Origin of the sequence: uncultured Gemella sp., from assembly GCF_963519265.1 — a bacterium.
GTDB lineage: Bacteria > Bacillota > Bacilli > Staphylococcales > Gemellaceae > Gemella.
On sequence record NZ_CAUQNQ010000063.1, the window covers coordinates 1 to 6,971 of the forward strand.

Annotated in this window: 5 protein-coding genes; 3 read left to right on the plus strand and 2 right to left on the minus strand. The window is 31.1% G+C overall.

Annotation, left to right across the window (positions count from 1 at the left end):
- The 3 genes from msrB to pflA all read left to right on the plus strand — a co-directional run.
- On the plus strand, positions 1-416 hold a 416-nt coding region (gene msrB / locus RWN11_RS06325), incomplete at its 5' end, for a peptide-methionine (R)-S-oxide reductase MsrB (protein ID WP_314160915.1).
- A 400-nt stretch (positions 417-816) separates the two neighbouring features.
- Positions 817-3,057 (plus strand): formate C-acetyltransferase, encoded by a 2,241-nt coding sequence (pflB, locus tag RWN11_RS06330; protein ID WP_314160916.1) that lies wholly within the window; start codon positions 817-819, stop codon positions 3,055-3,057.
- 119 nt (positions 3,058-3,176) lie between these two features.
- Complete coding sequence (gene pflA / locus RWN11_RS06335) at positions 3,177-3,974, plus strand: pyruvate formate-lyase-activating protein (protein WP_314160917.1); 798 nt, start codon at positions 3,177-3,179, stop codon at positions 3,972-3,974.
- A 124-nt stretch (positions 3,975-4,098) separates the two neighbouring features.
- Here the strand turns inward: pflA and RWN11_RS06340 are convergent, their stop codons facing one another.
- Together RWN11_RS06340 and cls are read right to left on the minus strand one after the other, a co-directional pair.
- A complete protein-coding gene (locus RWN11_RS06340) occupies positions 4,099-5,037 on the minus strand; it encodes a peptidylprolyl isomerase (RefSeq protein WP_314160918.1) in 939 nt (312 codons plus the stop codon).
- A gap of 62 nt (positions 5,038-5,099) precedes the next feature.
- On the minus strand, positions 5,100-6,617 hold the full coding sequence (cls, locus tag RWN11_RS06345) for a cardiolipin synthase (protein ID WP_314160919.1): 1,518 nt from the start codon (positions 6,615-6,617) through the stop codon (positions 5,100-5,102).
- Between the last annotated feature and the right edge of the window lie 354 nt (positions 6,618-6,971).

Consider the following 6,971-nt stretch of genomic DNA (forward strand, 5'->3'; position numbering starts at 1 on the left):
AATTAAAAAAAGAATTATCTGATTTAGAATATGCAGTTACTATGGAAAGTGCAACGGAGACTCCTTTTACAGGTCAATATTGGGACAGCTTTGATGAAGGAATTTATGTGGATATAACAACAGGTGAGCCACTATTTTCTTCAAAAGATAAGTTTAAATCTAGTTGTGGCTGGCCTAGTTTTTCTAAACCAATAGAAAAAGAGGTAACTAAGTATTATAAAGATAATTCTCATTATGTTGAGCGTATAGAAGTAAGGAGTAGAGTTGGTGATGCACACTTAGGGCATGTTTTCCCTGATGGTCCTACTGAGTCGGGTGGGCTTAGATACTGTATTAATAGTGCGTCAATAAAATTTATTAAGAAAGAAGATTTAGAAAAAGAGGGATATTCGGAATTACGAAATATCTTTGAATAGTGTTTACTAGCGAGGTAATTGATAACGTGTATCGATTATCTCGCTGTTTTTATAATAAAATAATGGTATTTTTGGTATATCTATGATAAATAGTGGAAAGCGATATTTTATCAGTACAATAACAGTTGTGAAGAGAATGTATAACACTACTAAGAGTGAGAACGTTATATTTTAACGTTTTCATTGTTTTTGCAATAGAGTTTACATATTTTTTGATTTTAAAAAAATTTAAAATACATTAAAAACAAATTAAAATGTTATAACTGTACTAGTACTGGAGTTCACAGAAAGTACACAATTGAATATAAAAAAATATTGTTAAAAAAGTTAGTTGTATGTAAACTATGAGTGTAACAAAATTTAAAATTAAGAAATAAAATATTTAAGGAGTGACATAATTATGACAACAGTTGCAGAAAAAAAAGCATTCGTTGGTGGGAAATGGCAAACAGAGGTGGACTTAGTAGATTTCATTAGATCTAACTACACAGAGTATAGAGGAGATTCTTCTTTCTTAGCAGGACCAACTGAAGCAACTACTAAATTAGTAGAAAAATTCAATGAGTTAATGCGTCAAGAACGTTTAGCTGGTGGAACATTAGATATGGATACTAGTATTCCTTCAACTATCCTTTCTCATGGACCTGGATATATTGAAAAAGATTTAGAACAAGTAGTAGGATTACAAACTGATAAACCACTTAAACGTGCGTTAATGACTTTTGGTGGTATTAACATGGCTGTTAACAGCTGTAAAGCATACGGTTATGAAGTAGATGAAGAAGTTATTAAAATCTTCACAGATTACCGTAAAACACATAACCAAGGTGTATTCGATGCTTATACTCCAGAAATGCGTTTAGTAAGAAAATCTGGTGTTATTACAGGACTTCCAGATGCATACGGACGTGGGCGTATCATTGGTGACTACCGTCGTGTGGCATTATACGGGGTAGATCAACTTATCGCTTGGAAAAAAGATGATTTAGCTAAAATCGGTGCTGATGGTGTTATGACTGAACACGTTATCCGTGACCGTGAAGAAGTTAACGAGCAAATTCGTGCTTTAGGTGAATTAAAAGAAATGGCTAAAATCTACGGATTTGATATTTCTGAACCAGCTACAAATGCTAAAGAAGCTGTTCAATGGCTATACTTCGGATACTTAGCAGCTATCAAACAACAAAATGGTGCTGCGATGTCTATCGGTAACATTGCTACTTTCTTAGATATTTATATTGAAAGAGATTTACAAGATGGAACAATTAATGAGTCTCAAGCTCAAGAATTAATTGACCACTTAGTATTAAAACTACGTTGCGTTAAATTCGCTCGTACTCCAGACTACAACCAATTATTCTCAGGAGACCCAATCTGGGCTACATTAATCGTTGGGGAAATGTTAGATGCTGAAAGATCATTAGTAACTAAAACAGACTTCCGTTTCATCCACACATTAGATAACATGGGTAACTCTCCAGAGCCAAACTTAACTATCCTTTGGTCAACTAAATTACCTACAGGATTCAAAGAGTACTGTTCTGAATCTTCAATCAACCACAGTGCTATTCAATATGAAAGTGATGAATTACTTGCAGACTTCTTAGGAACTTGTGATAAATCTATCGCATGTTGTGTATCTGGTATGACTACTGGTAAAGATATGCAGTTCTTCGGAGCTCGTGCTAACTTAGCTAAAGCATTACTATACACAATCAATGGTGGACGTGACGAATTATCTGGTGATCAAGTAGGACCTAAGACTGAACCTCTACGTGGTGTATTAAACTATGATGAAGTTTGGGCTAAATTTGATGTATTTATGGAATGGTTATGTAAACTGTACATCAATACATTAAACGTAATCCACTACATGCATGATAAATACTCTTACGAAAGCTTAGAAATGGCATTACACGACACTAAAGTTAGAAGATTCATGGCAACAGGTATTGCTGGATTCTCAGTAGCAGTAGACAGTTTATCAGCTATTAAATATGCTAAAGTTACTCCAATCGAAGATGAAACTGGATTAGCAGTTGATTACAAAGTTGAAGGTGAATTCCCAACATTTGGTAACAACGACGATCGTGCAGATGAAATCGCTGTTGAATTACTTAAAGTATTCATGAACAAACTTAAAAAACACCCAACTTACCGTGCAGATGAAACTACAACTTCTATCTTAACTATTACTTCAAACGTAGTATACGGTAAGAAAACTGGTAACACTCCAGATGGACGTCGTGCAGGAGAACCATTCTCTCCAGGTGCTAACCCAATGAACGGACGTGACCAAAGTGGAGCTTTAGCTTGCTTAAGTTCAGTTGCTAAATTACCATACGAATACAGCCGTGATGGAATCAGTTTAACTGCTGCATTCACACCAAACTCATTAGGTAAAACTAAACAAGATCAAATTAAAAACTTAACAGCAATGATGGACGGATACTTCAAAAAAGGTGGTTACCACTTAAATACTAACGTATTTAATAAAGAAACATTACTTAAAGTTATTGAATCTCCAGAAGATTATCCAAACTTCACAATTCGTGTATCAGGATACGCTGTACGTCTAATCAGTTTAACTCCAGAACAACAACGTGACGTATTAAGCCGTACAATGCACCAATTCATGTAATTAAGTAAATAATTAAAAGAAGGTGGAGGCGAAAGGCCTCCACTTTTTAGATTAAAATAATTATATTTTCAGAATACGATATAAGAAAACTATAGAATAGCAAAAGGAGGAAATCGCATATGGAAATGGAAAAAGTAGAAGGAATAGCTATAGAAGAGAAAAAAGAATTGACAGCTAATGTACATTCAGTTGAATCATTTGGTAATGTCGATGGACCAGGGATTAGATATGTGGTATTCTTTCAAGGTTGCATGCTAAGATGTAAATATTGCCATAATCCAGATACATGGAAAATGCATAATCCGGATGCTAAAGTTATGACAGTAGATCAATTAACGAAAGAAATAGTGAAGTATCGTGAATTTTTTGAAGCAAGTGATGGTGGAGGAGTTACAGTAAGTGGTGGAGAATCGCTACTGCAAATTGATTTCATCTTGGAGCTTTTTAGAAAACTAAAGGAATTAGGAATCAATACTTGCGTTGATACTTGTGGAGGTTTTTATGTAAATGCTCCAAGTATGAATGAAAAAGTTTTAGAATTAATTTCATTAACAGATTTATTCTTAGTGGATATTAAACATATTGATGATGAACATCATATGCGTTTGACAAAACGAACTAATAAAAATATTATTCAATTTACTAATTTCCTAAGTGAACATGGGGCGAAAATGTGGATAAGACACGTGCTTGTTCCAAAATGGACAGACGATGATTATTATCTACAAAAACTTCGTGAATATATAGATACGTTACAAGGGGTCGAACGTGTAGAAGTATTACCATATCATGATATGGCAAAATTCAAGTATAAAGAATTAGGAATTGATTATGAATTAAATGATATTAATCCACCTACAAAAGATAGAATAAAAAATGCTATCGAGATTCTAGGTGCACGTTATGATATAAGTTAAATAAATTAAAATGAGTAATTTAAAGTCATATTATTTAGAAATGTCTTTTGAATTACTCATTGTTTTTATAAAAAAGATGACTATAAGTATGAGTTCTCATAGTCATCTTTGTGTATTAATATTATTATTGGGCAGCAGCTGTACCTTCTAGCATAGATTTAATATATGCTTCAACATCACTGTTGCTTGATTTTACGTTATACTCTTCAAATAATTTTTTAAGAGCTTTACTTACGATTGTACTATCTTTCTTAACTGCTTCTTCAGCGGCTTTTTCAGCTAATGCTGGTTTTAATTCATCGAATGATGAATCTTTTTCATCTAATACTTTGATGATGTGGTATCCAAATGAAGTTTTTACAACGTCAGATGTTTTATCTTTGCTTAATGCATAAGCTGCATCTTTAAATTCTTTAACGAATGAGTTGTCCTCTTTAGAAGACCAACCTAAATCTCCACCATTTGATGCATTTGCTGTATCATTTGAATTTTCTTTAGCTAGAGTTGCGAAATCTCCACCGTCTTTAAGTTTTTTAAGAACATCCTCTGCTTTTTTCTTAGCATCTTCATCACTTAATCCATTAGGATTTGATTCACTTTTAACACTTATAAGAATGTGCGCTAGGTGATATTGGTGTTTGTTTTTTTCATAGCTTTCTTTAAGTTTATCGTCGTTTGTTCCAGCGTAATCATTAATTAATAATGTTTGCGCAGCTTTAACTTTTAATCCATCTTTATATTTATCAAGTGTGAATCCTTGTTGTTTTAAAAGTTGTTCGAATTTATCTTTACCACCGTATTGTTCTTGAGCTTTTTGAAGTTGCTCATCGATTGATTTTTGATCAATTTTGTTTTTATATTTATCTAAAAGTACTTTTTGGATCATCATACTTGTAGCCGTTTTAGAAAGTTGGCTGGCTCCAATGCTTTCTACGATATCTTTTTCTGTAACGTCTCCTGCTTTACTAGAGATATATTTAGTCCCTCCAGCAGAGCATCCTGCTAATCCTATAACAGAGATACTAAGTGCTATAGGTAAAATAGCTTTTTTAAACTTTTTCATTAAATTTTGTCCTCCTATGTGTACATATGTATTAATATATCATATTTTTTAATATAAAACAACTAAAGAATCGGTGATATCAATCTTGCGAACGCTTCTTTGATTTTTATAAGTAAACTTCTCTTTTGATATTTAGAAAAAGAAACTAGGGTAGATTTTTCAATATCTTTTAGGAAAATATCTCTGAACTCTTTTGTAGTTTTGTTATCATACATAAATGCGTTTAGCTCGAAGTTTAATTTGAAACTTCTGTAATCAAAGTTAGCACTACCTAAACTTGAAACTTCATCGTCTATAATAATCATCTTAGTATGAATAAATCCATTTTCGTAGATATATGTTTGTGCTCCTAATTCTGCAAGCTCACCAATAAATGAGTATGTAGCCCAATATACGAATATATGATCTGGTTTGTTAGGTACCATAATTCTCACATCAATTCCAGATAATATTGCCATTTTTAATGCATCCATAACACTTTCATCGGGGATGAAGTAGGGTGATTGAATGTATATATATTTCTTAGCCCTAGATATCATGTATAAATAGCTATATTTTATTTTTTGAAGTTTATTATCTGGTCCACTTGAAACTAGTTGAATCGGTAAATAATTATTAACTGGTGTAGAAACATGTTCTGAGGTTAGTTTTAGTTGTTCTGTTTTTTTAGTTGTTTGAGAATTCCAATCATCTATGAAACGATATTCTAAAGCACCTACTGCTTCACCTTCAATGCGGAGGTGAGTATCACGCCAATATCCGAATTTTTTATCTAATCCTAAGTATTCGTCTCCAACATTAAAGCCACCTGTATAACCGATATTACCGTCTATAATAACAATTTTTCTATGGTTTCTATAGTTCATACGAAAGTTAATAAGTGGCAATTTTGATTTGAAGAATTTTTTTATTTTAGCATTGTTTTTTGTAAGTTGTCTCAAAGAAGAAATACTTAATTTTCTTGATCCAATATCATCGTAAAGAATGTATACATCAACACCTTCCAGAAGTTTTTGTTCAAGAAGGCAGAAGAGTTGTTTTCCGATACCATCTTTTTTTAATATATAATATTGGATATGAATGTAGCTCTTAGCGTTTTTTATATCTTCAAATAATAATCTAAATTTTTCTTTTCCATCTGTAATAATTTGAATTTTATTGTTTTTGGATAAAAATGATTTATCAGTTTCAAAATTTAGTTCTATTAGATTTTTGTGCTTATGAATTACTTGTTCATTTATTGTAATTTCATAAGGAACAGTTCTCTTTAATAAGTTTTGTTGATATCTAATTTTTTCATCATCTGAAAAAGGAAATATTTTTTCTCTATATATTGGTCTTCCGAATATTAAATATAGAATAAATCCTAGATATGGTATTAAAAATAACACCAAAATCCATGCCCAAGATGATGTAGTAGTTTGATACTCTAAAAAGACGATTGAAAATGCCAATAAAGTATTAATTACTAAAAATATTGTCAAAACTATATCAAAATTTATATCATTAAAAATAGAAGTTATATAGTAAAAAATACTAGAAATATTAATATTTAATAATTGTAAATTTATATAATTCATAATATATCACTCCTAACTTAATAGTACCTTAAAATACCTGAAATGTCTATTAATATTATTTACATAAACTTTAATCCCTTGCAAATTATTAAAATAAATTTAACACTAAAATAAAAAAGACAGAGTGATTTTGAATATAAAATAATTGAGAGGGAAATCTTTAAAGTGGATTTTAAGCGATAAAATAATTTTTTCAAAGTAAGTTCTAGTAAGAAATCAAAGTGGAAGTTACCTTTTGGAAAAAGGGAAATATCAACAAAAATATTTTATTTATTTTTGTGTTATGAGTTGAATTTTTATGAATTTATATTATAATGGAATAGAGAACAAAAAAGGAGAATGTTATGCCTAATA

Coding starts and splice junctions, on each gene's coding strand:
- pflB (WP_314160916.1), top strand. CDS start 817: ATGACAACAGTTGCAGAAAAAAAAGCATTCGTTGGTGGGAAATGGCAA.
- RWN11_RS06340 (WP_314160918.1), bottom strand. CDS start 5,037: ATGAAAAAGTTTAAAAAAGCTATTTTACCTATAGCACTTAGTATCTCT.
- pflA (WP_314160917.1), top strand. CDS start 3,177: ATGGAAATGGAAAAAGTAGAAGGAATAGCTATAGAAGAGAAAAAAGAA.
- cls (WP_314160919.1), bottom strand. CDS start 6,617: ATGAATTATATAAATTTACAATTATTAAATATTAATATTTCTAGTATT.